Source organism: Bacillus sp. FSL W8-0519, assembly GCF_038005585.1.
Classification (GTDB): domain Bacteria; phylum Bacillota; class Bacilli; order Bacillales; family Bacillaceae_G; genus Bacillus_A; species Bacillus_A paranthracis.
In genome coordinates, this window is sequence record NZ_JBBOTL010000001.1 from 2,657,388 (window position 1) to 2,682,904 (window position 25,517).

A 25,517-nucleotide genomic window follows, 5' to 3' on the forward strand; every position below is an offset into this window, starting at 1 on the left:
GGATTAAATGGATTTACTTGTGCCCTTACTGAAAATTACAATTCTCTTGTATATGTTCAATAAATAAATTTAATGGAACAAGTCCACGTTTAGGCATATGACTACTTATTACAGCAGCTACCTCTAACTGCGGAATGATAACGATATATTGCCCGCCATATCCCATAGCAAAGTACATACAGTACGGTATGTGAAATCTTTCGTTATTCAATACCCACCAGTGATATCCATACGCCCCGACATGTTCATACGTTTCAAATAGAGGTGTACTTGATTCTTCTAACCATTTCGATGATACAATTTCATTCCCCTGCCAATATCCATTTTGTAAACATAATATTCCTAGCTTTAATAAGTCTTTTGATTTCATTTTCATACCGAAACCACCGACATATATTCCTTGGGGATCTTGCTGCCACTCATATTCGGTAATTTCTAATGGATCAAATACATATCTTTTTGCAAACTGCTCTGTCGATATTCCAGTAGCTTTTTGGATAATGTAGCTAAGCAAATGCGAAGAACCTGAGTTATAATTCATTTTTGTAGCGGGTTCTTCAATTATTGGTTTTTCTAATATATATTGCACCCAGTTCGCTGATTCTACAAAGTCATTCGGGAATACTACTCCATTTCCAAACTCTTTCCACTCCTCACCAGTAGTCATTGTTAATAAGTGATAAAGCGTCAAATCATGTTTTCCCTCAGGTATATTTTCAATCCACTCTGTAATCGGTGTATGTATATCATTTATATAGCCTTTATCAATTGCAATACCAATTAATATAGATACAATGCTTTTTGTAATCGAATTTATTTTAAATACATTATTTTCGCATTCTAACGTTTTATAATATTCAGTCGTTAACTCACCTTTTTGATAAACAAGAAATGTATTTACTTTTTTCTTTTCAAATTTATTTTCTAGCTGCTTGAAATCCAATACTTTACCTCCAATTAAATCATTACCTAATTTATTATATCTTGTAGCTTTAATTAAAACATACTTGTGTTCAAATAAAAAACAAACCTGCCAGTAATGAACTGACAGGTTTGTTTTTATAATTTCGTGCGAACATTCCAAAGCTCTGGGAAGAAGCGTTGATCAAGTACTCGTTTTAAATAAGATACACCAGAAGAGCCACCTGTTCCCATTTTATGTCCGATAATACGTTCTACTGTTTTCATATGACGGAAACGCCATTGTTGTAGCCAATCTTCGATATCAATTAATTTTTCAGCAAGTTGGTATAAATCCCAATATTTTTTTACATCCGCATACACTTCAAGCCATGCCGCTTCTACTGTAGCGTCTTCTTCATAAGGCTGCGTAATATCCCGATTCAACACATCTTTATGAATAGGAAATCCTTCTTTTACAAGAGCTTGAATTGCGACATCATACAAACTTGGTGCATGTAGCGCCGTATGAAGTCGAGCGTGTAATTCTGGATCTTTTTCATAAATTTTTAAGGCATGCGGCGTTTTATAACCAAGTGCATACTCAATCATACGATATTGATACGATTGAAAACCTGAAGCTTGACCGAGCGAGTCACGAAACTCAATGTACTCTGACGGCGTTAATGTCGCAAGAATATCCCAAGATTGAATGATTTGTGATTGAATTTTTGATACACGTGCTAACATTTTAAAAGCTGGTTGTAATTTGTCTTGTTTAATAGATTCAATTGCTGCGTTTAACTCATGTAAAATAAGCTTCATCCAAAGTTCGCTTGCTTGGTGAATAACGATGAACAACATTTCATCATGGTGGTCTGATAATCTCTTTTGAGAAGATAGTAAACTATCTAATTGTAAATATTCCCCGTACGTCATATTCTCTTTAAAGTCCGTATGAATCCCTTTTTCCATAATTACCTTTTCATTTTCTTTCATATTAGCAAAACGCCCCTTTATATATATTTCTACTTATATTGGTCTAATAACTGCTCGAACTGGACTTCCATCTGCATCTGATAAGGCAAGTGGTAATGCGATTAGTTCGTAATCGCCATCTGCTACATGATCTAGTACGACATTTTCTAAAATGTGTATACCATGTTTAAACAATTGATGATGCGCTGCTAATTCTTTATCATCTAATGGATCAACTGATGGTACATCCACCCCGATTAAACGTATACCTTTTTCTGAAAGAAACGGTGCTATATCCGCACGTAAATGCGGGATTATATCTGGGAATTCATTCGCTTTACCATGTGAAGATGTGCGTAACAACAAGCGTTCTACGCCTTCTAAATGAAATTTCTCTAATTCCTTTTTCCCAATGCTTTCAAGATTAGAAACGTCAATGATTCGCGTAGGTCCGACATAAACTTGGATATCTAAATCTAACACTTTCTTTCCATCATTATCAAAATGAAACGGTGCATCAATATGAGTACCTGTATGAATACTCATCGTTAACTTTCCGACATTTACTGAGCCACTCTCTTCTTTTGACCATGATACTTCATACGAGAACGGTGTATCCCCTGGCCAAGTAGCAATATCATTATTTAGCGGTTGTGAAATATCAATCCACTCTGATGTTTTCATACTTATGCCACAACCTCTCGCTTATTTTCAAATTGCTTATACTCTTCATCTTTCATGATTTTCTTTAATATTTGTACAGATTTCCACACTTCTTCGTATGTGTTATATAAAGCAACTGGCGCAAGTCTCACTCCATTTGGCGCTCTAAAATCTGGAATTACTCCATTTGCTTTTAACGCTTTACATATACGTGCTGCTTCTGCATGCTCTAAATAAATATGCCCGCCTCGTTTTTCATCCTCTAATGGATTTCCAATTGTAAATCCAAAATCACTTAATTCGTGAGCAATTAAATTAAGCATGTATCTTGTAATATGTAAGGATTTTTCACGTAAACGTTCTATACCAGCATCTTTAAATATTTCAAGTGAACCGATTAAAGGTGCAGTACTTAATACGTGCGGTGTACCAATTTGATACGCACCTGCATGATCAGCAGCTGTTAATGTATGTTCCATATCAAACTGCTTATCTTTTCTAGAACTAAACCAGCCAGACAAGCCTGGAAGTCTATTAAAATGTTTTTTATTTACATAAAGGCCGGCAACACCACCAGGTCCTGCGTTTAAGTATTTGTAATTACACCAAATAGCAAAATCAACATCCCACTCTTTGAAATGATGCGGAATAGAACCGATTGAGTGACATAAATCGAACCCGATATGAATACCACGCTTATGTGCTTCCGCTGTTAAACGTTCCATATCAAGAATTTGGCCACTTCTATATAGTACAGAAGGTAATAAAATTAACGCGATATCATCTGTCATTGCATGAATAATATCATCTTCAGAAAGTGTTCTACCATCTCGGCTCTTTACTCGTACTAAATGCTCATCTGGATCTAAGCCTTTTAAACGAATTTGACTTTGAAGTGCATATATATCAGACGGGAATGTTAACTCATCCGCAAGAATTTTTGTGCGAATTCCTTTCGGCTCATAGAAAGTTGCGATTACTTGATGAATATTCGTTGTCGTGGAACCGGTTACAATAGTTTCTTCTGGTAAAGCTCCAATAAGAGGTGCAGTCAATTCACCTAATTTCTCCGAAAGGAAAAACCACGGATGCTCACCCTCGGTCCAGCCGTCAATGCCATACTCTTTCCATGAATCTAGCAAAGTAAGTAATGATTTCTCTGCTCTCTTTGAAAGTAGCCCTAATGAGTTTCCATCTAAATATATTGTTCCTTCTTTTTTATAAAATTCAGTTTGAAAATCTTTCAGTTCATCATGTTTATCACATTCAAGCGCATACTCATAAGTTGGTTGAAATGGTTCTGTATACATGGTGTCACCTTCTCTTAATTTTCTTTTTATTCTAACTAATTGAAATATATCACCTTAGTTGATATAACGTCAATGATATTATGTCAGTTGACTTTATATATGAATTTCTTTTACAATACAGTTATATTTTCAGATATTTCAGTATAAAGAGGTGATTCTTTGAAAAACACGACTCTTTCATCAAGAAAACACCGCTCCTTAGAAACAAAGAAGAAACTATTACACTCTGGTTACACTATTTTTATTCGTAACGGATTTCAAAAAACGACAATTACACAAATTATTAAACATGCAGAAACTGGTTATGGCACGGCATATGTATACTTTAAAAACAAAGATGATCTCCTCATCGTTTTAATGGAAGATGTTATGAATCAATTTTATGATATTGCTGAGCGCTCTTTTTCGCCTCAAACGACAGAAGAAGCACGTACAATGATTCAAAATCAAGTTAAAGCATTTCTACAATTAGCAGAGAAAGAACGAGCAATTTTACAAGTTGTAGAAGAAGCAATTGGGTTATCAAAAGAGATACGTCAAAAATGGGACGAGATACGGGAACGCTTTATAAACAGTATTACGCAAGATATTACATACTCTCAAAAAAGTGGATTAGCACATACTGAATTAAATAGAGAAATTGTAGCGCGTGCTTGGTTCGCTATGAATGAGATGTTTCTTTGGACGATTGTGCAAAATGATAAAAAGATCGACCTAGAAGAAATTGTGCATACATTGACGAAAATGTATACGACTGGTTTATATAAATAGCACACCTTCAATACATAAGGTGTGCTATTTTACATCTATAAAAATATATTATTTGGGTATGGTAGCGCTAAAGAAGGCTTTTCAGATAATGAGAAATATTGTAGTTTTAAAGATTCACCATCTATTGATTTCAGTTTTCCACTAGTAATTTCACATTCAAACACAACAACAATATATTCTACTTGATCGCCATTCGGATATGTATGGCGATACTCTTCTCCTCCAAACACCCCTTTTTGTTTTTTTACTTGCACTTTCAACCCTGTTTCTTCCCACACTTCACGAACTACCGCTTCTTCTGGAGTTTCTCCAGGCTCAATTGCTCCAGCTGGCAAACTCCAGTATTCTCCACCAGGATATTGAAACAAGATTTTCCCTTGCTCATTTTTAATAACAGCAGCTACACTCGGTATTAGAATTAGTTCATGGCCTAATTGCTCACGGATTTTTTTATAATATAATGAGATTGACATATATTTCACCCCTTTTAAATCCAATTCGAAACAATACTGATTCATAGACTCCTGGCTAGGTGTTTTTAACTTTGCCAAAACGGTAGAAGTAATGATAAGAAAGAAGATGTTCCATAAAACACATAATTTTTTTTCAACAAAACCAAATACAGTACTATAATTTATTTGAGTTTGCATTCGTGCAACTTTATTTATAAGACTTCTACTATGCATAGAAAAGAGGATATTTGTTTCTAAATGAAATAAATAATCCTCTCTTTATAATACTTAAATTCACGTATAATATCTATATTTTGTAATTAAGCGTCTATTTTAGTAATAGCATTCTTCATTCGCTGTTTACCCCTAAGCCAGGTAATGGTGATAGAGGCAATAAGAATAAATCCAAGATAGCCCGTTATAGGATATATAGTTCCTACTAATTTAGTAAATCCGATAAAACTAGCACTAAATGCCACAATTCCAAATAGAACAACAAACATTTTAAATGTTGGTAATTCTGGTTTTATAACCCTTGCTGTGAAAGCATATAACATTCCTACTGCAGTATTGTAAATCATACCTAATAATACAATAGACATCAGCATTCCAAATATTGGAGAAATCTCATTAGCCAAAAATAGTATAGGCATATCTACGTCTGTAATTTTATTTAGTTTAGTGAGCATACCAAGATTAATAAGTAAAATAAGGATGCCTAATCCTATACCACCGAATATCCCTCCAAATCCCGCTTTTTTTTCATCTTTTATCGTTCCTCCCATCACGATAAGCATAGCAGCACCTGCGGCAATGTTATATGAAACGTATAATAACGCTCCTAATCCCCAATTAGATGCAGCTGCGTTTTGTTTATCTGCGATTTGTTGCAATTCATTAAAACCCATATCCATTGTAATAAAAGAATAAACAGCAATGATGATAACAAGCACAAGTAAAAACGGTGTAACAAGCCCAATTATCGAAATAACCCTTTGAATATTAAAACAAACTGTTACAATAGTTAATACAGTCATAATAATATTACCGATAATACTTGGAATACCAAACTGCTGTTCAAAAATCGAACCTGCCCCAGCCATCATGACAGCTGTTACACCAAATAAGAAAAATGTTATGATTATATCAACAACTATACCGAGGTATGAGCCGCAAATGTAGTAAATCACATTTTTATGAGAATTTGTCTGTAAACGACTGCCCAGTTGAGTTAAATTCATTCCTAAAAATGCAAAAAGAATAGTTGCAACACATGCTCCCAGAATACTTACCCATCCGAAATTTGTGAAAAATTGTAAAACCTCCTGTCCTGAAGCAAATCCTGCTCCGACAATTAAACCAATAAATGCTCCTGCAATTCGAGTACTTTCCTTCATACTTACCTCCTTTTTAATCTGAATTTTCTGATAAGTTAATGTAAATAAAGACCAGGAGGAACATGTCCTCCCTTTAGCTATATTAAATATATTTTTTTTCAAAAACTGTAAATCGCTTAATCATTTCTCGATCTGGTTCATAGCCAATCCCTGGTCGCTCTGGAATGATAATCATTCCATTTTCAACAACTACCTCAGGTTCTATAATGTCTTGCTCCCAATAGCGAGAAGATCCTGCAGTATCGCCAGGCATAATAAAGTTTGATAATGTTGTTAAAGCAATATTATGTGCTCTCCCTATACCCGATTCCAGCATACCACCGCACCAAACTGGAATACCTTGTTCCTGGCACAAATCATGTATTTGTTTAGACTCAGTTAGCCCTCCAACTCTTCCAATTTTTATATTGATAATCTTACAACTTCCTAGTTCAATTGCTTTTCTAGCATCCTCATAAGAATGAATACTCTCATCCAGACAAATTGGAGTTAAAAGTTCCCTTTGCAACTGCGCATGATCAACGATGTCATCTGAGGCTAAAGGTTGCTCAATCATCATTAAATCGAATTCATCAAGCTCTTTTAATCGTTCTATATCTTTTAGTCGATAGGCAGAATTGGCATCAGCCATCAATGGAACATTAGGAAACTGTTTCCGGACTTCCCTGATCACCTCGACATCCCAACCCGGTTTTATTTTTATTTTCATTCTTTTATATCCTTCATTAACATACTCATCAACCAATTGAAGTAAATCGTCAACCTTTTCCTGGATGCCAATACTAATCCCAACTTCTATTGCTTTCTTCTCTCCACCAAGGGCGAATGCGAGCGGAATTCCTTTTTGCTTTGCATATAAGTCCCAAATAGCACCCTCAATAGCAGACTTTGCCATATTGTTCTTACGAATATATGATAGGCGTTCAAATACTTCCTGTGGATGTTCAATTTCTTTATTGAGTATACTAGGAATAATAAAATCTTCTAACATATGCCAATTTGTCTTTAGAGTTTCTTCGTTATACCAGGGCGAATGAAATGCAACCGATTCTCCCCATCCGCTAATACCGTTTTCATCCTTCGCTTCAAGCAAGAGAAACTCTTTGTCTTGGAATGTTCCAAAACTTGTCGTGAACGGCGCTTTCAATTGCATTTTTATACGTCGTAAAATAATCTCTTTTACTATCATTTTTCATTTCCCCCTCTATATTTAGATAAGTATAAGTGTATTTTTATCCTCCGCTATTGAATCCTTCTCATAATTCCGTTCTTCTCTAAGTCTTGTTGCTTGACAAAAACATAATAGTGCACAAGTTCATTAGTATCTTTTATTAATGAAACAGCAACATACTGATATGAAAATAAAGTTTGAAAGATTTCTCTCGTTTTAAAACGCCAATCAATTGCAAGTTCATAATCTTTATTTTTCACTTGTTGAAAGCTAGATGGTACCGGTACTAATATAGGTTGATCCATAGTAGCAATACAATGTAGACCTTGCTCAATATTTATAAGTTTTGGCAAATGATTCTTCGATTGTATCCACTGAAAAATATGTTGCGCTTGTTTCATATAATCCTCTTGCCGTTTAGAAATATGAGAACTATTAATCCACCATTCAACTTTAAAACGATCCGAAGGAAGTCCTCGATTCAAGTTATCTTCCATTTCTCCATAGCAATTTTCCATATATGTAGAACAAAAAGCACGTAACTTCGATAAATTTAAATACGCATTTCGTGTTTCAAGTGGATCATACGTCCATGTGATTAAGTTATATCCCTTTTCATAAGCAAGTTCTTTTTGAACTTGTTTTAGTCTAACTCCAACTCCTTTTCCTTGATGACTTGGATGAATACCAAGCATATGGGAACATAGATAGTTTTGTCCTTCAAGAAAACCAGGAAAACTGTAGCAAAATCCAATCATTTCCTCATTTACAAAAGCTCCTAGTAAAAGACCTCCATTTTGGGAAGCTGTAATTATTTGGTGAAGAGGAATTGGTTCCATATTCCATACATCTTTTTCAAGGTTTTGCACAAACTTCATCTCGTGATAACTGTTTAATTCACGTATTTCAATTGTTGAATTCACGCTAACTCCCCCGTTTTATATGCTTTTATTGTATTTAATACTGTCCTTGCTAGAATTTCCATACCAGTATATATAGCATTTTGATTAAAGGTCATCTGCGGATGATGAAGTCCTGGCTGCAAATCGCACCCTAATCCCAACATAGTTGCTTTAACGGTTGGATTTTTCAACGTATAAAAATGAAAATCTTCCCCACCTGAAGTAATTATAGGCTCTCGAAGCAGTTGCTCACCTAAGGATTCCACAATCGCTTTTTTCATGAAATGCTGAGCTTCTTTATTTACCTCAGCGGCAGCTACACTCGCTTTTGTTTCTAGCTCAATTTCAACCCCATAAATCTTTTCCATACTCTTAACAATATTCTCGATTTTTTCGGTAAGTTCATTCATGACTCCATTTGTTTGCGCACGCAAATCTATACTAAATGATGCTTTACCTGGAATAATATTTCCTGCCTCACTCCCGGCATAGAACTTTGTCATTTTCGCGGTGTAAGGCACCATCGGGTCTAAATGAATGCTTTTCATTTCATTAATTATAGATGCCCCAATTTCAATCGAATTTTGCCCCAGATGTGGTCGTGCTCCATGTGCATCTTCACCATGGATTTCACCTACTATAAATTTTGCTGCCCCATGATAAATTGCAGGTATAGCTTGACCATCTTGTAATTCTTGAATTGGTCTAAGGTGAACACCATATAAAAAATGCACATCATCCAACACGTTTTTTTCAATCATTTTTAATGCGCCTGTTCCCTTTTCTTCCGCAGGTTGAAAAATGAATTTAAGTTTAACAGTGGAAACATCTAACTTTTGAAATAAAAGCATTGTACCAAGAACTATGGCCATATGTGCATCGTGACCGCAAGAATGTTTCGCTTGAAATTGACCATCAACCTCTTGCCAGAGCGCATCCATATCTGTACGTAAAGCAATGCAAAAGTCTCCGGTTCCTACCTCACTGACAAGACCTGGACAATCATCAAAGGTTTGCACAATAAAGCCCCGTTCTTGTAAAAAACGTTGTATATATGCCGTTGTTTTATACTCCTTCCAACTAATTTCTGGATGATTATGTAAGTATTCGTAGACTGAATCAATCGTCGACTTAAGTTCTTGTATATATTCCTTCAATTTTTCTTCTCCTCACTTTATACAAAAAAGTAATCTCCATTCAGCTTTTCGTATCGGTCCTTACGCTTTTCAAATCGCTCTTTATCTTTGATAGAAACACCGGCAACAATAGCATTCAAAAACGAAAACAGTACCGGAGTAGCATCAATCGTTGACCTCTCAGATGAATACATGGAAAAAATAGCATCTGCATATTCCCTAATTGGAGCAAGTGGTGAATCAGTAATTCCAATCACAAAAGCTCCTTGCTCCTTAGCCATCTCAGCCACTTTAATTGTTTCTTTCAAATAACGATGAAACGAAATAGTAATTAAAGTTGATCGATGATCCATCTCGCTTAAAGTACAAAGCAAATCGTTTGTTTCCGGATGAAGAATTTGAACATTTCCCCTCACTAAACCAAGAGTCATTGTAAGCCAATTAGCTGCAGAAAAAGAAGATTTTAACCCTAAAACATAGATTTTCTCCGTTTTTATTAATTGATCAACAACCTGTTCAATCTCATTTTCATCAATATTATTGATTGTTTGTTGTATATATTGACAATCTCGTTCCATGACTTTTGCATAAAAATGAGGTTGTTCAGCTAACTCGAGTTTGCTAGAAAAGTATTGTCCAAGACTGCTTTGCATTAAAAGAAGTTGCTCCCGAACCATTTTTTGAAGTTCAGAAAATCCCGATAGTTTTATAGAGTAACAAAAACGAATCACCGTTGTTTCACTGACTCCAACTTGCTCACCAATCTCACTTGCTAATTTAACAGCAAATTCGCCTGGTTGTTCTAATAAATATTTAGCAACTTTTTGTTGACCTTTAGAAAGTTGATTATATTCCTGTTGAATAATTTTTTTCAGATCCAAACATGTCATCCTTCCTAAATGAATTTAAAACTTCTATCAATCGAAAACACGAAGTCTAAACTTCACATTTGCGATTGATAGAAGATTAACACATATTACTAAAAAACTCAATAATAATTCTGAAAATTTAATCTTTTATAATAATCTCTCCTATTTTTTTATCATTACCTTAAGGGGTACCGCCACATTTCTATCAAGATAAGAAAGATAAATCCCCAATTACTGAAATATTTAACGAGAAATCTTTATAAAAATAAACCATTACCCCAAATGTTAAGTAATGGTTTATTCAATCGTTCCTTCATATGCGATTATAAAACGTTCTAGTGCTTCAATTGCATACACATCTAAAAAGTTAGTCGGTTTAAAATATGGTATTCTCCTAAAAACAATAAGCACAACTGAAGACGAATAGCTTCCTCTCCATTCAAACATTTCACACTCTTTAAGAGGTCTTCATGACGAAATTACATCGAGTGTAATACTGTACGTAAAAAACTTCTTCATACTGTAATCTATTTTAAGAAATCGCGGTATTGGTTCATCAGTTGTATATTGATAGCTCCTTAAATTACAGGTGCCAACTAGCGTACTTTTTCTTCATTCAGTCTACTTACAATTCCAACTATAAATTTATATTCAATCCTCCTCTTCTTAACTTTTTTAAACCCTTCTTTCGTATCAAAAATTAAACACGTTTTTCGAAACCACACTCGTACATATAAAGACTCAAAATAAATAGGTTTTATAATTCCTCGTTCTTCAAATTCAGTTCCATCTTTATTTTCAGTTTCTGTTCGAACGAACCACGTATTCCCAATACCAATTTCAATATATTTCACCTAAGTCCTCCTTCCGGAAATTAATTTCTAACTATTCTATTATTTCCCCGGTAAGCGCACATTCCGACAGAACATGAGCCCACAAAGAAAAAGTAGATTACAAAAATCTACTTTATAACTTATATTTTTGCATTCGTTTATAAAATGTACTTCGAGGTACATCTAAAAGTTTTGCAGCTAATGAAACATTTCCATTTGTCTTTTCTAACGCTTCAATCATGCTATCACGCTGTATTTTTTCACGGAAATTTAATGTGTTCTCTGTTTTATTTTCTTCTTGCAATGCAAGTTGATGTTGATTTCCCATCATTGTTTGTAATAAAAAAGAGATTTGTTTTTCACATATTTCTCGTCCTTGCGACAAAATGTAGATGCGTTCTAATACATTTAATAATTCTCGAATATTTCCGGGCCATGTATGCTGATAAAATTGATTACAAATACTTTTTGGAAATACAACATTCCAATTCTTTCGTTTGCAAAAATGTTTTATGAAGTATGGAATATCCTCTTTTCTTTCTATTAACGATGGGACATATAGTGGATAAACATGTAAGCGATAATATAAATCTTGACGGAATTTCCCTTCTTCTACTAATCGCAATAGATCTTTATGTGTCGCAGTAACAATACGAATATTTACTGGTATCTCTTTTGAACTGCCAATTGGGTTTACTGTTCGTTCTTGTAAAACACGCAATAATGCTACTTGCATCTCTGGTGGCACTTCACCAATTTCATCTAAAAATATTGTTCCTCCGTCTGCTTGTTCGAATTTCCCTTTATATCCTTGGCGCCGTGCACCTGTAAACGCTCCTTCAGCATAACCGAACAATTCACTTTCCATTAATTCTTTCGGTAATGAACCGCAGTTAACAGCTATAAAAGGACCATTTTTTCTTGGACTATTTTCATGAATCGCTCTCGCTACATATTCTTTTCCTACACCTGTTTCACCACAAACATATACACTTGCGTCAGTTGGTGATACAAGCTTAATTTCTTCTAAAGTATGTTGAAATGCACTGCTTGTCCCAATTACTCCAGGAAAAGTGATGCCATTTATAAATGGGGACGTTGAAAATGATTTTACTTGTTTATTTCCCTTTACATAAATACATTTCCCAATCATTCTATTATTACTGTATACTGGAACTTCTAATTTAGTTTTCAATCCATAGTGCATTAAATCTTCAAGTTTCATCCGTGACCAATTACATACTCGTTCCCGAACCCTCTTGCTTGCAGAAACGATAACATCACGATGATTACAAATTACAACTTGTTCATCACTATCAATGACATCTAAAAAACGATGGATTAACTGCAGTTCATTTTGATGTACTCGAATACTACATTCACGTTCAATCGCATGTGCAATCGAAGTTACCATACCGAGCATATATGGATGCGAAAACTCAATCGGACAAGAGAAATCTAGAACGCCTATTAATTTCCCATCATCATTATGAATAGGAGCGGCCGCACAGCTCCAGCTATGAGATGCGACAGAATAATGCTCTGTACCACTTATCATAATAGCCTCTTCAATCTCAAGCGCTGTTCCTATCGCATTTGTACCAACAGCCGCTTCCGTCCATTTCACACCTTCAATGAAATTAATCTGTTTCGCTCGTTGCAACGTTTGTTTATTTCCACTTAACGATAGAACGTAACCGTCTGGATCGATTAATAATGCCATCATTTGCAGTTCATCAATGGTTTTTCTCATATTTTGTATTTGAGGTATTGCTATATCTAGGAAGATTTCACTCTTTTTCTTTTGGTCTTGAAAAACATTAGAAGACAAAATTTTCTGACCTTTATTCATATGAGGATTCACATTTGCTTGTTTACATCGATACCATGACTCTGAAATTCTTTCGTTTATACGGTTCGAATCAAGGACACCTTCATCAACAAACTTTTTCCATGTATGTAAGTAAAACGGTGAAGCTAGCATTGTATCATCTCCCTATTCATTATTTTGGAGATTTGTAAAAACATACTTTTATTATAAAACTGAATAAAAGCGTTTTCAACAAAACTAGAAAGACGACACAAATATGTTAATAATTTGAATATCTTAATGCACTTCTTTATTCTTTTTTAGTAGCACTATATTTTGTATAATGGAAGCAAAGAAAATACATAACCAAAACCACTTTTGTGGATTTCCATTTATAAAGAAAACACTCACGACTATTGCAAATAAAATTGTGGATGCTACACAAAAATATAATTTTGTTTTCATTCCGACTATCTCCCACCTCTCTATCACTTTACAGTATATACTAACTCTTCGTTTTTCATCTCTACTATGTACTCCTGTAAAACATATTCTCTTCCGCCATGTTTTTCATACCATTCATGTATTTTTCTAATATGCTTCTCGTCATTTCTAATCTTTGATTCTATTTCTTTATACTGTTCATAACTATCATATTCCCATATGGCAAACACTTCAATCGTACCATTCTTATTATCTTTCATCCAGCGTCCTATTAGCCTGGAACCATACTTTAACTGATTAGGTAAATTCGTGTTATTAAAATGCCCATTAAATATTTCTACAAATTCATTCTTTACTATATAGTACTTTCTTCTGTAAAACATATATTTTCACCTCTTTTATGAACAGACTCAAATACACCTTCCCATTACTACCGTATTATAATACTTCCCATCCGACAGCCTTTTATCATTTTTTAAAATACCTTCTACTTCAAAACCTAACTTTTTATAAAGCTGAATGGCTTTTTCATTTGTCTCTAATACTTGTAATGATATCTTTTTAATCTCATTTTCATCAGCCCAATGAATAGATTGTCCCAATAGACTCTTACCTATTCCATATCCCCAAAATTCTTTTAAAATACAAACGCCAAATTCTACTTTATGAGATAATCTCTTCAAATTTGAGCCTTCGCATCTTGAAAATCCAACGATTCGGTTGTGTACTTCTGCAACTAAAAACAGATTCTTTGTCTCTTCACTATCTGTTTTTATTATGTTTTGAAACCCCCTCTTATCTATAAATCCCTCTCCAGCTTCTCTATCCATATTTTCAGTTTCTCCATCGATCTGAACTCTAATTTCCGATAACTGTTCCGCATCTGTTTCAGCTGCAGAACGAATTGTATAAACTAATCCATTTATATGAAATTCTTGTCTTTTTATAATCATTTCAAACTCCTTTTAAACGTAGTCTATTGATGCTATTACAATTTCTTTACCTTGTTTCTCAAATTCTTGAATTGTTTCTTTACTAGCCTCCGAATCTGTTATTATAAGATCAATTTCAATCAGTGACTCTCCTTTTATAAAGTAGTCTATTCCAAGTTTATTATGAGGAGCTAAACAAATATTTCTTCTAGCAATCTTACTTACTGTTTTACTAAAAAAAGCAACTTCCGGCGTTGCAGTACTTATACCGTTTAATGAAATACCATCACCTGTAGAAAAATTAAGATCAATAGAAAATCTACTTATTAACTCTGAAGCAAGTGTATCTGTCATATTTCCTGATGGTTTCACCATTCCACCAATTAAGTACATATCGATGTTCTTATATTCCTGTAACGTACTAGCAATTTCTAAAGCATTCGTAATAACTGTAAATGATGTTTCAGGTAAATATTTTAACATGGCATAATGAATAGAAGCTCCACCAATAAAAACGGAATCTCCTTCTTGTATATAAGAAGCTGCGATTTTTGCAATTGCGTCTTCATATACAGAACCATTACTATAACGTTTCAATGGCTTGGTAGCTAAATCCCTTACTCTAGCAAGTTCAATTGCTCCTCCATGTGTTCTTTTTAACAAGCCATCCTTCTCCATAATAGACAAATCTCTTCTTATAGAATCGATAGACATATCGAAACTTTCCGCAAGATCCTTTGCAATTACCCTTCCATTTTTCTTAAGTAACTCTAAAATTTTCTCTCTACGCTCTTCAGTAAACATGTGTCCACCGCCATTATTGAAGATTCTGAAATCTTATCCTTATTTTAATTATATGCATGTCTCTTCCGCTTTACAATATTTTCAATTCTTATTCACTCCGTTTTATTCAGCTTTTTCCCTCTTTCTATTCTCTTAACTAGATAACGAAATAAATGTATATTTACATATTCCACAAACACACTTCCATTTACCTTCCTATTGATGTAAAATTATTCCTATGTTTTACTTTTTAACACAGAAAGGAATTACTATGAAATCTATAATGAAAGTAACTTGTACAGCATTATTATTTACAGGGATAATGGCAGGATGTAGTGGAAATGCTACCCCAAAACAAGAAAAAAGCGCTCTAGCAAAAAATGCAATGCACTATGGGGAAATCTTTAAAAACGAATACTATAGAGCAACTGTTGAAAATGCTAAATTTGAAAAAATAGACAAAGAGTGGCGTCTCACAGCTCGCGTTACTATAAATAATGCTCGTGTTGACGGACAAACGATAGATCTTTCAGAAATAAAATATTTCATAAAAGATGAAAAAACGGGTAAAAAATACAAAGGTGAAGTTATACAAAATGAAAATGCTAAAAAGGTTCCATCTGAGTTTTCTTTAACTACCGACATTGTATTTAATATGAAAGATTCTCCAAAAGATTTAAATAATATGTATTTATACATAGATAGCAAAGCTGCGCCATTAACAGATACATATTGGAAGCTGGATCATTTAGTATCTAAATAAAAAACAGTCATATAAGACTGTTTTTTATTTATAGAGTTATAAAGTTTACTAGTTATCTATTTCCAGCAATACATTTTTTGCACAAATCATCACTTCTTCAAATGGACAATCAAATAAAACCCCTAGTTCAAAACCATCTTCAGCAAAATCTATTTCATGACATAACCACCAAGCACCTTCAAAATTTTCCGGGATAGAACATTTCGTTACTCCTATAAAAGTTGCTTGTAGTTTATCAAATTCACTAAAAGTACCACTGCAATCTAAAGTTATAATTAGCGTAGCTTCTGATTTTTTCTCCACTGATTTGACTACACTGTCATGTAGTGAGTATTCATGTAGTTGAACGACATTCTGCGCGAGCTTTTCTTTTATAGAATTATAATTATCTATATAGGCTTGCTCTAAATCATTCATTCTTTTCTCATAATCTTTTGTCCACTCAAGCATAAGTCTCTTTAATTTTTCCGTTGGGTATTCTGAATTAATTGTATTGTCATGAATGTATGGATGCAGTGATTTAGGGAGGAACTTTAATAAATCTTCTTTCTTTTCTTCCACGTCTTCTCTTAAACTTTGCTTATAATCCATTCCTACCTTTTCGCTCTCTCGCAACATCTCTTCCCATTCTTCTACTGTTTCTGGGAAATTTAAAAAACCAGATACTTGCATTTCTTTATACCAATCTTTATTAAAATACTTCAAAGACTTTCCCCCTAAAACATTTTAAGATCCAACAAAAGCGATATATCTATTTATTATATCATTCTAATAACTATTTTTTCTAAAGAAAAAATGCAAAACTGTAAATATTCCATCTTTTATTTCTAAAACTTCAGAATATTTACAATAGTTGATAATTAGAATACATTTTACTAGTACAAAGATTCACCTGTACAAAAATCTAAACTAAAAGGGATGGTTATATGTTGAAGAAATTAGTAGCAGGTACATTAGTAGCGGGATTTGCATTAACTGGAGGACTAGGAGTAGCAAGTGCTGAAGAAAAAGGTAACACAATTAAGTCTTTTGATTATTTAAAAGTGGATGAACAGAATGTTAATTCTCTTACAAAATTAAGTGATCAAGATAAGAAATACATCCAAATTACTATGGTATTACCAGAGCAAAATGAAAATGGAGATTGGCTAGCTTATGGTTTTACTAGCCGTGAAACATTAGATGCTTATATTGAAAAGGATAAAAAAGTACTTAAAAATAAAATTAATCCTTTAGGTAGCGGTGCTGGTAGTACTGATTTTTATGAACATAAAGATAAAGGTGGCCAATATATTTACTGGAGCAGCGGCTTTAAAAACTTACCATCTAGCTGGAACGACAGAATTTCCTCTGTAAGTACAGCATCACCTTCAGCAAGTTATTCAACGACACTTTGGGAGCATACTTCAACACAAGGCTATGGAAAAGGTGTTGTATTCAAACATGCGGATTGGTACGGTAAAACTGCTAATTTAGCTGCTGATTGGAACGATATTACTTCAGCGATTGACGTAAAAAAATAATAGGATATTCAATTTCTCCCGTAAAAATTCAAACCACTATTCTCTTATTCATTTAGAGAATAGTGGTTTATTATAATTCCATTTAAGCGTGTACAGCATGTCCTACCGCTTGCAATAAAGCTTCATGAATCGCTTCAGATAAAGTTGGATGCGCTGCAATATAATCTCTCATAATATCGGCAGTAACTTCCGTATGAATCATTACAGTTCCTTGACCAATTAGTTCTGTTGCACGAGGACCAATAATAGAAATTCCAACAATTTCTTGATATTTAGGTTCCACAATAACTTTTACTTTCCCCGTTTGTTCTCCAATAATAAGCGCTTTTCCATTTGCTGTAAAAGGAAATTCTCCAATTTGTATGTCACCATACTGCTCTCTTGCATCTTTTTCTGTTAAACCGACACTAGCAATTTCTGGAGCGGTATAAATACAGCGAGGTACAGCATGGTAGTTTACTTTTACATCTTCTCCACTCGCGTGTAATGCTGCCGTCGTTCCTTCATGGAATGCAACGTGAGCAAGCTGGATTCCACCAATCACATCTCCTGCTGCATAAATATGTGATACATTGGTTTGCATATGTTCATTCACAGAAATTCCTTTATTTGAATATTGAATGCCTGCTTTTTCTAAATCTAATTGTTGTACACGTGGTTTTCGGCCGACAGAAACGAGAACAAATTCTGGATTAACTTCTTGGATACTTCCTTCATATTCAAATGAAGCCTGCTTCTTATAATTATTTAATCCTTTTAAAGCTGCTCCTGTAAATATTTCTACACCATCATTTTCTAGTTTCCCTCTTAAAATGTGTGCGATATCTTCATCTTCACCTGGTAATAATTGCGGTGCCATTTCAACAATCGTAACTTTTGTTCCAAGACGACTATAAATACTTGCAAACTCGCATCCTATTACCCCACCGCCAACGATTAATAATGATTTTGGTATATAATCTATGGACATTACATGGCTACTATTTAAAATCCACTTTCCGTCAAATGGAGCAAAGGGTAATGCAGTCGGTTCTGAACCTGCCGCTATAATGAACTGTTCTCCATCTACTACATCTTCTTTATCACCGTATATAACCCGCACACGATGATCCGTTTCAAAGTTCGCTTTACCTTGTATAACTTTTATTTTATTTTTCTTCATTAAATATTGAATTCCTTGAACGAGCTGCGTTACAATTTGTGATTTCCTCGCCTGCATTTGCTTCCAATCAATTGATATACTTCCATTATTGAGTGTAACTCCATAATGATTCGCTTTTCTTACAATGTCATGCACTTCTGCACTTTCTAACAATGATTTTGTAGGCATGCACCCAACATTTAAACAAGTCCCGCCAAGATCAGCTTCATCAATAAGAGTGACATCTTTTCCATTTTGAGCTGCGGTAATTGCCGCTACATAGCCAGCAGGTCCGCCACCAATAACGACTAGTTTACTCATTCTCTCACCTTCTCTTTATAAAAGAATTGTTACAGGTTCTTCTAAATAACGTTTAATTGTGCGTAAAAATGCAGCTGCTGGTACACCATCTAATACACGATGATCGAATGTTAAACTTAAAGGTAACATACTGCCTTTTTTTATTTTCTTCCCTTTATATACTGGAACATGTTCAATTGCACCTACACCTAAAATACCAGTTTCAGGTGTATTTAATACTGGCGTAAAATATTCAATACCGAAGCTACCTAAATTACTAATTGTAAAGGTTGTCCCTTGCATATCATCACTACTTAAACTACCTTCTCTTGCTTTTTGTGCAACGTTTTTAATTTGTTTAGATAACTCTACTAAAGATAGATTATTAGCAAAGCGAATAGCTGGAACGACTAATCCTTTTTCTAATGCGACTGCCATGCCTAAATGAACATGTTCAAATTGATGAATTGTATCATCCATATAAGCGCTGTTCATTTCTTTATGCTCTCCAAGCGCTAATACAACAGCACGAGAAACGAAATCCGTAATAGTTAGTTTGTTATCGTATCGTTTTTGTACAACTGAAGCTATTTCTTTATGTAAAGCAACTAAATCTGTAACATCTACTTTCATCGTTAATGTTAATTGTGCACTATTTTGTAAACTTGCATGCATACGGTTTGCGATTGCTTTCCGCATACCAGTAACAGGAATTACTTTACTTGCTTCTTGTTCAAGTACTTCTGGAATTGTTACTCTTTCTTCAATCGCTTTTAATACGTCTACTTTTGTAATCCTTCCGCCAGGGCCTGTACCAACTAATGCTTTGATATCTAGATTTTCAGACTTTGCAATTTTCTTCGCTACAGGTGAAATTTTGATTCTTTTCTTCGCCACTTCTTTCGCATATGGTTCTGGATGTTGGACCTTTTTAGGCTCTAGATTAGGTGCTTTTTCTTCTACAACATTTATACTTTCATTGATTTCTACTTTTTCGTTCAGCTTACCGATATAGCAAATGACAGTGCCAGGTGGAACTCCCTCATCTTCACTTACAGCTATATCAAGAACAGTTCCATCAGCTGGTGCTTCTATTTCAGTTTCGATTTTTTCCGAATTAATACTAGCAATTAGTTCACCTTTTGAGACATGATCGCCTGCTTTAATATTCCAGCTTGTAATAATACCTTCTTTCATCGCCATACCTAACTTCGGCATTACAACTTCTACAGCCATGCTTCTCTCTCCCTTCTCATCGTTTTATTACACATGTAATAAAGTTTGGTCTCCGATCATTTCTGATACAGTTTCAATTACTTTTTCCGGCGTTGGTAAATATAACTTTTCAAGTGGTGGCGAGAACGGAACTGGTGTATGTGGTGCTGTAATTCGTTTAATAGGCGCATCTAACAAATCGAATCCTTTATCTGCTACAATTGCCGCAATATCCGTTGCGATACTACATCTTGGATTTGCTTCATCAATAACAATAAGGCGATTTGTTTTTTCAACTGATGCTAAAATCGTATCTTCATCCAGTGGTGATAAAGAACGTGGATCAATTACTTCTACTTCAAGTCCTTTTTTCGATAATTGCTCAGCAGCCGCAAGTGCTGTATGAACTTGTTTTCCAATTGCGACGATTGTTACGTCAGAACCTTCCCGTTTAATATCCGCTTTTCCTAATGGAATTGTGTAATAACCTTCTGGCACTTCACCCTTCATATTGTAGAGTGTTTTATCTTCAAAGAAGATTACCGGATCATCATCTTCAATTGCCGCTAATAGTAAGCCTTTTGCGTCATATGGAGTAGAAGGAACGACAACTTTTATACCTGGAATGCTCGTAAATAACGCATACAAACTTTGTGAATGTTGTGCAGCTGCGCTAAAACCTGCACCATGCATCGTACGTACTGTAACTGGTACTTTCGCTTTACCACCGAACATATAGCGGAACTTTGCACCTTGGTTTAATACTTGATCAAGACAACTACCGATAAAATCATTAAACATTAATTCAGCAATCGGACGTAGTCCTGTTGCCGCAGCTGCCATTGCTGCTCCCATGTAACCCGCTTCTGAAATTGGTGTATCTAAAATACGATTTCGGCCAAATTCTTGTACAAGGCCTTTCGTAACACCAAGAACACCGCCCCATGCTTCATCATCTTGCAAGTGATCAACTTGTGCACCACCTGCAACGTCTTCTCCTATTAAAATTACATTTTCATCACGGCGCATCGATATTTTCATCGCTTCATTAATTGCGGTTGACATACTTACTGTTCTAGTCATTATTTTTCACCCTCCTCTTATTTGTAAGAAACGTATACATCTTTTAATAACTCTTCATCCTCTGGATATGGACTATTTTCACTAAATTCAATTGATTTTTGAACCGCTTCATCTACTGCCTTTTCCATATCTACAAGCTCAGATTCAGTTAATAAAGCTTCATGAATTAAATGCTTACGGAAATTCACAATCGCATCTTTTTCATTTAAATGTTCTTCTTTTTCTTCTGAAGTTTTATACGTTTGTGCTTCACCTTCGAAATGACCGTAATTACGATATGTCATACATTCAATTATTGTTGGACCACCGCCATTACGCGCACGTTCTACTGCTTCCTCAGCAGCTTTATATACAGCTAGCAGATCTTTTCCATCTACTTGAACACCTGGAATATTGTAAGCTTTTGCACGATCCGCAATAGAATCACAACTTGAAGCATATTCAAATGTCGTTGCTTCACCGTAACCGTTATTTTCAGCGATAAAAATAACTGGTAACTTCCAAATCGCCGCTAAGTTAACCCCTTCATGAAACGTACCTTCATTATTTGCTCCATCACCGAAGAAACAAACACTTACATCTTTCGTTCCTTTATATTTAGCTGTTAATGCCGAACCGCAAGCAAGCGGGAAACCACCACCTACAATGCCATTTGCACCAAGCATTCCTTTATCTAAATCAGCAATATGCATGGATCCGCCTTTACCTTTACATAATCCTGTCGCTTTCCCGAAAAGTTCAGCCATCATACCGTTTAAATCACAACCTTTTGCGATACAGTGTCCATGTCCTCTATGCGTACTTGTAATACTGTCACTATCCGTTAAGTGGGCACATACACCAACTGCTACCGCTTCTTCCCCAGCGTATAAATGGACGAAACCTGGTAGCACGCCTTGAGCGAACAATTCATGTACCTTATCTTCAAACTTACGAATCTCTAACATTTTTTCGTACATCCAGCGAGCTTGTTCTTTCGTAATTCCATTCCCTTTACTTTCAGTTGTTTTTAACATGTTCAGCCCTCCTATTTTCTTGTTCATCTTTTATATTGCAAGTACCGTGCCAATTTCCAATCCTTGATTTAATAGGTTTTCTCTCTATGTTGAAAATAAAAAAGTGGACAAAACGAGACATTAGTCTCGTTTTGTCCACTTTTGTTCACCTAATTTGAAAATTATTATCTTATTCACCATCAAAACTCTTCTGTAATTTTCGGATGTAAATAATTTGACCGATATGATATGCATTATGAGTAGTTACATTGGCTAGCACTTCCCACCACTTTGCAGAAACAGGAAATCCCACTACATCGCTTTCAACCCTTTCTTCATTTATGAGATTTTGCCATAGTAACAGTTTCTCTAGTAGTTTTTCTCGTAATTCATCGAAAGTTTGATTATTTGAAAGCATAAAACTTTTGTTATTATCTCCAATAGCGGGCACAGCATTCACATTCGATTCTTTATATCTAGTTTGCCACGTAGAATTCCAATACAATAAATGTTGTACAATTTCAGCTATACTGTTACTCTCTTCATTCGGTTTCCAGAAAGCTTCCCTCTCAGATAAACCCTTAACTGCATCTGAAAACGGAATATACCAACTAGGATCGTTCGCATTCGCTAATAACTGATCTGCTAATACATCCTTCACATGGGCCATTATTCTTCCCTCATTTCATAAACGTATTCATACTCACTTCTCTATATACGCTGAGTCCGTATAATTTCCTCTTTTAAAAATCTCATAGAATATAGAATTAACGGGTAATGCTCTCAAAACGAATGTAAGAATAATAGATTTTCTTATCATAAATCGTTATGATAAAAGAAAAAGAAAGCTGGCAGAAAATGAACAAAAAAGTCGCAATTATTACAGGATCCTCAAGTGGATTTGGACTATTAACTACACTCGAACTCGCAAAAAAAGATTATTTAGTTATCGCTACAATGAGAAACCTTGAAAAACAAGCGAACTTACTATCTCAAGCTACTCAACTAAACTTGCTGCACAACATAACAGTCCAACAATTAGATATAACCGATCAAAACTCTATACATACCTTTCAATTATTTTTAAAAGAAATAAACAGAGTAGACCTCCTTATTAATAATGCAGGATATGCTAATGGTGGCTTTGTAGAAGAAATTCCAGTAGAGGAATATCGCAAACAATTTGAAACGAATCTTTTTGGTGCTATATCGATTACTCAGCTTGTTTTACCATATATGAGAGAACAACAAAGTGGGAAAATTATTAATATAAGTAGCATTAGTGGTCAAGTTGGATTCCCTGGTCTATCTCCTTACGTTTCTTCAAAACATGCATTAGAAGGATGGAGTGAATCCCTTCGTTTAGAAGTAAAACCTTTTGGAATAGATGTTGCTTTAGTGGAACCTGGTTCTTATAACACGAATATATGGGAAGTTGGTAAACAACTAGCTACAAACCAATCTGATACTACTTCTCCTTACAAAGAATATATGGATAAAATACAAAAACATATTAATAGCGGCAGTGATACATTTGGTAATCCGATAGATGTTGCTAATAAAATTGTAGAAATTGCTGAGTCTAAGCGTACGAATTTACGTTATCCAATCGGTAAAGGTGTAAAATTTATGATCTTTGCAAAGAAAATTCTTCCTTGGAGATTGTGGGAATATCTTGTTTTGAGAAGCTTTAAGAAAATGTAATTACCTTTATTGAAAAACATTTTGAAAGAGGTGCTAATTAAATGTTAGGTTTACCCTGTGGTAAAGTGTTTTTAGTTCCGTGGACTGAAGAGTGGGCAATTGAATTTATAAAGGAGAAACAATTCATTGAGGAACAAATTGGCGAACATATTTTAGCGATACACCATATTGGCAGTACTGCTATTACGCATTTAAGTGCAAAGCCAATTATTGATATTGCAATCGAACTAGAAGATTATAAAGACGCTTTAAAATGTATTCAAAAGTTAGAACTATTAAATTATAAATATAGAAAGGATGTATTACCCGAAAGATATTATTTTAATAAAGGTGAACCAAGAACTCATCAAATTCATATGTATGAACAAAGGAATAAACATTTAATAGAACAATTACAATTTCGAGATTACTTAATAGACAATAAGACTGCTCGTATACAGTATGAACAGTTGAAGATTCAACTTTCACAAGCTAATCCTAATGATAAACATCAATATGCAGAGGATAAAACAAATTTCATTAAATCCGTATTAGCGAAATTAAATGGTTTCTTATTTATTAGTTATCTCATTATTTATAATCAAATTTTTAATTATACAGCAGGTGGAACGAAATAAAATAGTATCGAGAGCATCAATATAAAAGAAACCATTCCCGTTATCGAAAGTATATATTCTTTTGATTTTCTATCATATTTCCATTCCATCCATGCTCTTAAAGTCCATGATATCCCTAAATAAGTGAACATGACATAAGCCATTTTAGCGTTTTCAAATTTAAACATATAATAACAACTACTTATTACATAAATAATAATAAGACCTATTTCTAATTTTACATGTAAACTATTCACATGCTTATATCCAAAGAAGCCTCTTTTCTCCATATTTAATTTTCTTCTTAAAAACTGTTCTAAAAAGTAACCACCTATACCCAGTCCAATAATAATAATTAAAATTGTAGAGGTATCCATTGTTATCCCTCCAATTACTTTATATATTTTTAGAAACAAAGTGGACTATATTATGGTTATTCTCTTCTAAATAACTTACAATTCCTTCAGGATATGTTGGCTTCTCCTTTAATTCCTCTATGCTCTTCCATATTAATATAATATTCTCATGTTCTTTATGCCTTATTTCATTTGTAACCATCTCTTGAACAGTTCCCCAATATATCAATGTACAATGATGTCCTTTTTCGTTGTTCCACTCGAAAATATGCTCATTTACAACAGCTAGCTCTTGGACATCAATTTTCAAATCGTATTCTTCCATTAATTCTCGTATTATCGCTTCTTTTGCTGGTTCACCAAATTCAATAGAGCCTCCTGGAAAACGATAAAATGATTCATTTTCATCGCATTGAACGAGCACTTTTGAGTTATCTCCATTATAAATAATAACTTCTACACGTAATACAGATCTATTCATTATTTTCCT

The 25,517-nt window shown here is 34.3% G+C and carries 29 protein-coding genes and 1 pseudogene; 5 read left to right on the top strand and 25 right to left on the bottom strand.

The genetic code is table 11. The annotated features are described in order from the left end of the window. Positions 1-25 precede the first annotated feature (25 nt). The 4 genes from NST14_RS13905 to kynU all read right to left on the bottom strand — a co-directional run bounded on the left by NST14_RS13905 (position 26) and on the right by kynU (position 3,851). Positions 26-943 (bottom strand): serine hydrolase domain-containing protein, encoded by a 918-nt coding sequence (locus NST14_RS13905; RefSeq protein WP_048557912.1) that lies wholly within the window; start codon positions 941-943, stop codon positions 26-28. Positions 944-1,059: 116 nt separating this feature from the next. Next, positions 1,060-1,899 (bottom strand): tryptophan 2,3-dioxygenase, encoded by an 840-nt coding sequence (gene kynA / locus NST14_RS13910; protein ID WP_000661965.1) that lies wholly within the window; start codon positions 1,897-1,899, stop codon positions 1,060-1,062. Between the two features lie 33 nt (positions 1,900-1,932). After that, a complete protein-coding gene (gene kynB / locus NST14_RS13915; protein WP_000858056.1) occupies positions 1,933-2,562 on the bottom strand; it encodes an arylformamidase in 630 nt (209 codons plus the stop codon). A gap of 2 nt (positions 2,563-2,564) precedes the next feature. After that, positions 2,565-3,851, bottom strand: coding sequence for a kynureninase (gene kynU, locus NST14_RS13920; RefSeq protein WP_073541721.1), 1,287 nt, complete (start codon positions 3,849-3,851; stop codon positions 2,565-2,567). A 159-nt stretch (positions 3,852-4,010) separates the two neighbouring features. On the opposite strand from kynU, the gene NST14_RS13925 reads away from it, so the two are divergent. Next, the gene (locus NST14_RS13925; RefSeq protein WP_000799604.1) at positions 4,011-4,622 is read left to right on the top strand and encodes a TetR/AcrR family transcriptional regulator; all 612 of its coding nucleotides are present in this window, start codon (positions 4,011-4,013) and stop codon (positions 4,620-4,622) included. Positions 4,623-4,657: 35 nt separating this feature from the next. On the opposite strand, the gene NST14_RS13930 is transcribed toward NST14_RS13925, so the two are convergent. From NST14_RS13930 to NST14_RS13990, 13 genes are all read right to left on the bottom strand, one after another. Further along, positions 4,658-5,095: an NUDIX hydrolase gene (locus NST14_RS13930; RefSeq protein ID WP_000028082.1), complete on the bottom strand. Its 438-nt coding sequence runs from the start codon at positions 5,093-5,095 to the stop codon at positions 4,658-4,660. A 299-nt stretch (positions 5,096-5,394) separates the two neighbouring features. Beyond that, entirely contained in the window at positions 5,395-6,471 is a 1,077-nt protein-coding gene (locus tag NST14_RS13935) for a YkvI family membrane protein (RefSeq protein ID WP_073536465.1), read from the bottom strand. Between the two features lie 82 nt (positions 6,472-6,553). Beyond that, positions 6,554-7,660, bottom strand: coding sequence for an o-succinylbenzoate synthase (menC, locus tag NST14_RS13940; protein WP_000635662.1), 1,107 nt, complete (start codon positions 7,658-7,660; stop codon positions 6,554-6,556). Between the two features lie 53 nt (positions 7,661-7,713). Then, complete coding sequence (locus NST14_RS13945; RefSeq protein WP_050587898.1) at positions 7,714-8,520, bottom strand: GNAT family N-acetyltransferase; 807 nt, start codon at positions 8,518-8,520, stop codon at positions 7,714-7,716. 41 nt (positions 8,521-8,561) lie between these two features. Further along, positions 8,562-9,701: a M20 peptidase aminoacylase family protein gene (locus NST14_RS13950; RefSeq protein ID WP_048557913.1), complete on the bottom strand. Its 1,140-nt coding sequence runs from the start codon at positions 9,699-9,701 to the stop codon at positions 8,562-8,564. Positions 9,702-9,718: 17 nt separating this feature from the next. Further along, positions 9,719-10,561: a MurR/RpiR family transcriptional regulator gene (locus tag NST14_RS13955; RefSeq protein ID WP_000364407.1), complete on the bottom strand. Its 843-nt coding sequence runs from the start codon at positions 10,559-10,561 to the stop codon at positions 9,719-9,721. Between the two features lie 285 nt (positions 10,562-10,846). Then, on the bottom strand, positions 10,847-10,996 hold the full coding sequence (locus NST14_RS13960) for a hypothetical protein (protein ID WP_001997635.1): 150 nt from the start codon (positions 10,994-10,996) through the stop codon (positions 10,847-10,849). Positions 10,997-11,145: 149 nt separating this feature from the next. Further along, positions 11,146-11,403 (bottom strand): DUF3977 family protein, encoded by a 258-nt coding sequence (locus NST14_RS13965; RefSeq protein WP_000873860.1) that lies wholly within the window; start codon positions 11,401-11,403, stop codon positions 11,146-11,148. Positions 11,404-11,515: 112 nt separating this feature from the next. Then, positions 11,516-13,366, bottom strand: a complete 1,851-nt coding sequence (locus NST14_RS13970; RefSeq protein ID WP_229142756.1) for a sigma-54-dependent Fis family transcriptional regulator — start codon at positions 13,364-13,366, stop codon at positions 11,516-11,518. Between the two features lie 123 nt (positions 13,367-13,489). Then, positions 13,490-13,657 (bottom strand): hypothetical protein, encoded by a 168-nt coding sequence (locus NST14_RS13975; RefSeq protein WP_061184636.1) that lies wholly within the window; start codon positions 13,655-13,657, stop codon positions 13,490-13,492. A 23-nt stretch (positions 13,658-13,680) separates the two neighbouring features. Further along, positions 13,681-14,019 carry an NIPSNAP family protein gene (locus tag NST14_RS13980; RefSeq protein ID WP_229142757.1) on the bottom strand — a complete coding sequence of 113 codons (339 nt, stop codon included), beginning with the start codon at positions 14,017-14,019 and terminating at the stop codon, positions 13,681-13,683. Between the two features lie 27 nt (positions 14,020-14,046). Continuing rightward, complete coding sequence (locus NST14_RS13985; RefSeq protein WP_080444394.1) at positions 14,047-14,589, bottom strand: GNAT family N-acetyltransferase; 543 nt, start codon at positions 14,587-14,589, stop codon at positions 14,047-14,049. A 12-nt stretch (positions 14,590-14,601) separates the two neighbouring features. Then, the gene (locus NST14_RS13990; RefSeq protein ID WP_061184326.1) at positions 14,602-15,372 is read right to left on the bottom strand and encodes a DeoR/GlpR family DNA-binding transcription regulator; all 771 of its coding nucleotides are present in this window, start codon (positions 15,370-15,372) and stop codon (positions 14,602-14,604) included. A 250-nt stretch (positions 15,373-15,622) separates the two neighbouring features. On the opposite strand from NST14_RS13990, the gene NST14_RS13995 reads away from it, so the two are divergent. Beyond that, the gene (locus tag NST14_RS13995) at positions 15,623-16,114 is read left to right on the top strand and encodes a hypothetical protein (protein ID WP_061184325.1); all 492 of its coding nucleotides are present in this window, start codon (positions 15,623-15,625) and stop codon (positions 16,112-16,114) included. Between the two features lie 48 nt (positions 16,115-16,162). On the opposite strand, the gene NST14_RS14000 is transcribed toward NST14_RS13995, so the two are convergent. Then, positions 16,163-16,819: a DUF4085 family protein gene (locus NST14_RS14000; RefSeq protein ID WP_000873325.1), complete on the bottom strand. Its 657-nt coding sequence runs from the start codon at positions 16,817-16,819 to the stop codon at positions 16,163-16,165. A 221-nt stretch (positions 16,820-17,040) separates the two neighbouring features. On the opposite strand from NST14_RS14000, the gene NST14_RS14005 reads away from it, so the two are divergent. Next, positions 17,041-17,637 carry a hypothetical protein gene (locus NST14_RS14005; RefSeq protein ID WP_229142758.1) on the top strand — a complete coding sequence of 199 codons (597 nt, stop codon included), beginning with the start codon at positions 17,041-17,043 and terminating at the stop codon, positions 17,635-17,637. Between the two features lie 82 nt (positions 17,638-17,719). Here NST14_RS14005 and lpdA read toward each other — a convergent pair whose 3' ends face one another. From lpdA to NST14_RS14030, 5 genes are all read right to left on the bottom strand, one after another. Further along, positions 17,720-19,099, bottom strand: a complete 1,380-nt coding sequence (gene lpdA / locus NST14_RS14010) for a dihydrolipoyl dehydrogenase (protein ID WP_000041197.1) — start codon at positions 19,097-19,099, stop codon at positions 17,720-17,722. A gap of 15 nt (positions 19,100-19,114) precedes the next feature. Then, positions 19,115-20,314: a dihydrolipoamide acetyltransferase family protein gene (locus tag NST14_RS14015; RefSeq protein ID WP_229142759.1), complete on the bottom strand. Its 1,200-nt coding sequence runs from the start codon at positions 20,312-20,314 to the stop codon at positions 19,115-19,117. A 27-nt stretch (positions 20,315-20,341) separates the two neighbouring features. Beyond that, the gene (gene acoB / locus NST14_RS14020) at positions 20,342-21,376 is read right to left on the bottom strand and encodes an acetoin:2,6-dichlorophenolindophenol oxidoreductase subunit beta (RefSeq protein WP_000198894.1); all 1,035 of its coding nucleotides are present in this window, start codon (positions 21,374-21,376) and stop codon (positions 20,342-20,344) included. A gap of 17 nt (positions 21,377-21,393) precedes the next feature. After that, positions 21,394-22,392 carry an acetoin:2,6-dichlorophenolindophenol oxidoreductase subunit alpha gene (gene acoA / locus NST14_RS14025; RefSeq protein ID WP_000921306.1) on the bottom strand — a complete coding sequence of 333 codons (999 nt, stop codon included), beginning with the start codon at positions 22,390-22,392 and terminating at the stop codon, positions 21,394-21,396. 169 nt (positions 22,393-22,561) lie between these two features. Continuing rightward, a complete protein-coding gene (locus NST14_RS14030; protein ID WP_000951610.1) occupies positions 22,562-23,041 on the bottom strand; it encodes a DinB family protein in 480 nt (159 codons plus the stop codon). Positions 23,042-23,229: 188 nt separating this feature from the next. On the opposite strand from NST14_RS14030, the gene NST14_RS14035 reads away from it, so the two are divergent. Both NST14_RS14035 and NST14_RS14040 read left to right on the top strand, forming a co-directional pair. Further along, positions 23,230-24,075: an oxidoreductase gene (locus NST14_RS14035; RefSeq protein WP_001036864.1), complete on the top strand. Its 846-nt coding sequence runs from the start codon at positions 23,230-23,232 to the stop codon at positions 24,073-24,075. A 41-nt stretch (positions 24,076-24,116) separates the two neighbouring features. After that, positions 24,117-24,620, top strand: a pseudogene (locus NST14_RS14040) (GrpB family protein); the annotation flags it as partial. 47 nt (positions 24,621-24,667) lie between these two features. Here NST14_RS14040 and NST14_RS14045 read toward each other — a convergent pair. Beyond that, positions 24,668-25,048 (bottom strand): DUF4181 domain-containing protein, encoded by a 381-nt coding sequence (locus tag NST14_RS14045; RefSeq protein WP_000381562.1) that lies wholly within the window; start codon positions 25,046-25,048, stop codon positions 24,668-24,670. Positions 25,049-25,067: 19 nt separating this feature from the next. Then, a complete protein-coding gene (locus NST14_RS14050) occupies positions 25,068-25,508 on the bottom strand; it encodes an NUDIX domain-containing protein (RefSeq protein ID WP_001082139.1) in 441 nt (146 codons plus the stop codon). Positions 25,509-25,517: the final 9 nt, after the last annotated feature.